This window comes from Criblamydia sequanensis CRIB-18, assembly GCF_000750955.1.
GTDB classification, from domain to species: Bacteria; Chlamydiota; Chlamydiia; order Chlamydiales; family Criblamydiaceae; genus Criblamydia; species Criblamydia sequanensis.
The window spans coordinates 1-1458 of sequence record NZ_CCEJ010000020.1 but is presented as its reverse complement, the minus strand read 5'-3'; the positions used below and the strand labels follow the sequence as shown (position 1 = coordinate 1458).

Below are 1458 nucleotides of genomic sequence, written 5' to 3'. Positions count from 1 at the left end.
AAGGAAGGAAGGGAGTCGGTTTCCCCAAAGGCAGTATAGCGATACGTCTCTACTGGTTGTAAATGATGAACGAGCGTAACGATATTACCGAAAGCATCATGAATAGGGGTATAGACTTTGTCATTTAATTCAAGGGCTACGCTTGCGCCAATTTCCAACCCTCTTGTTAACCCAAGCACCCTGAATTGGATGAGTTTATCGTCATCGAGTGTATGAAGATAGTAGGCAAGCCAACTGCATTAGAGAGAATCGATTCTTTTCTTTCCCAGAGCTCTTAGTTTTTGTGCCTCAGAAATGGTCATTCCTCCATATTAGGACGTTTGGAAAAATCATTAACAAATGTTTCTTATCCAAAAGGGATCTATCAACTGATCTCAATCATTCTTATATTTAAGAAGTAAAGGTTTATTTATTAACCTCTTTTAATTTTCAAAAGCTTTATTTAAATGAACGAACTCACTATATTTAAATTTAAGAACTTCATTGTTAAGTATTATTTGAATTACTGATTCATCTTCCCCTTTTTCACAATCTAAAATAGCAATTAAAGATTTGCCGTACTCCAAAAATACAACCATTTTTTTGTAGTCCAAATCGCTACTTACAATAATTTAAATTTACTTTCCTCATTCATAATCTAAACCCATCGATTAGGACATTTGTAAAAATCAAACTTCTAGGTTTAATAAAATCATCGAACTTATTAAGTGATTTCTAATTCCGACTATCAAATCTTTTGATACTAAATAAAACTCTGTATCTAAATCTTCTTTTTGAAAGGATATCTTTAAAATACTTCCTTTTAAATACTCATACGCTGGAATTGATTTGAACGAATAGCGATCAGTGTTTTCATATCCCTCTTTTACAACCAACGTCCCTGTTTTATAAGACAACGGTATTTTCAAATGTTCTTTAATAAGCCATTCATTTTTGTTAGTATAGGCATCAAATGATAAAAATTTCCTAGTATGTTCATCAAATGATATAGTTAGGGTATCATAAATTAATAGAAGACTTCTATCTGAGGAAACTTGAGAAGTTTCATATTCAAGAGTATAGTTTTCTTGATAATAACTTACTTTTCCTGATTTCTCAGGCTGGCCTTCAACAATCATCAACTTAAGCATATATCCTGCTTTACCAGTAGTGAAAATGGAGTATACTTTTATCAGCTTCTTTATAAATTATGTTTAGTTCATAATTTTTTTTGTTTTTAACAAAATTCTGAACAATTTTTATTGTATCTTTTGCATTTTGTGGATCTACCCTTCTTTCTCCTACTAAAATTGCTTCTGCAAGAATATGTCGAGGTACAAATCGATTAGGATTATTCATGTGTTTTGTAGTTGTTTGAGTAAACTTTAGTTCTTTTGCAAGATTTTTAACTGAATCGAATCTCTCATAATTTTTTCCTCCATCTTTTAGCAAGATGCGCTCAGCGACTTTGTTAGTATC

General features: G+C 31.6%; 1 protein-coding gene and 1 pseudogene. Both read right to left on the bottom strand.

Going from position 1 to position 1458, the window contains the following annotated elements; genetic code table 11:
• Window positions 1–668 precede the first annotated feature (668 nt).
• Window positions 669–1118: a hypothetical protein gene (locus CSEC_RS12450; RefSeq protein ID WP_154017716.1), complete on the bottom strand. Its 450-nt coding sequence runs from the start codon at window positions 1116–1118 to the stop codon at window positions 669–671.
• Window positions 1119–1140: 22 nt separating this feature from the next.
• Window positions 1141–1458, bottom strand: a pseudogene (locus CSEC_RS13280) (hypothetical protein); the annotation flags it as partial.